Origin of the sequence: Bradyrhizobium sp. NBAIM08 (assembly GCF_020193935.1) — a bacterium.
GTDB classification, from domain to species: Bacteria; Pseudomonadota; Alphaproteobacteria; order Rhizobiales; family Xanthobacteraceae; genus Bradyrhizobium; species Bradyrhizobium yuanmingense.
Genome location: NZ_JADYVR010000333.1, coordinates 1 through 450, shown reverse-complemented (window position 1 = coordinate 450; position 450 = coordinate 1). Strand labels below are relative to the sequence as shown.

The window sequence follows — 450 nt, the reverse complement described above, 5'->3', positions numbered from 1 at the left end:
TTGTCATTCCCCGTGGACAGGAAAGCCTCAGCTGGTTCTCGATCATTGCGCTGACCGGCTTCATGGTCCTCTCCTGGGTCAGCGTCTGGTACACCCGCCACCGCCGCAGCACCGCCGGCCGCAAGCCGGTGAGCCGGGCCCTGCCGCTGCCCCGCAACCAGGTGATCTGGACGCTGATCGTCCTCATCATCCTGACCGCCACGAAGAATGCCTATCTGGCCAGCCTTTCGAGCTATTTTACCTTCTTCACCATCGAGAAGTTCGGCGTCGGCGTTCAGGATGCACAGCTTCTGCTGTTCCTGTTTCTCGGCGCCTCGGCAGCCGGCGTGATCTTCGGCGGGCCGATCGGCGACCGGTTCGGCGCGCGCTTCGTCATCTGGTTTTCGATCCTCGGCGTCATCCCCTTCGCGCTGCTCCTGCCCTATGCCAACCTGTTCTGGACAGCGGCGC

1 protein-coding gene is annotated in these 450 nt (G+C 63.3%); it reads left to right on the top strand.

What is annotated here, in order from left to right:
* The coding region (locus I6F37_RS39765; protein ID WP_368736818.1) for an MFS transporter at window positions 1–450 on the top strand (450 nt) is incomplete at both ends.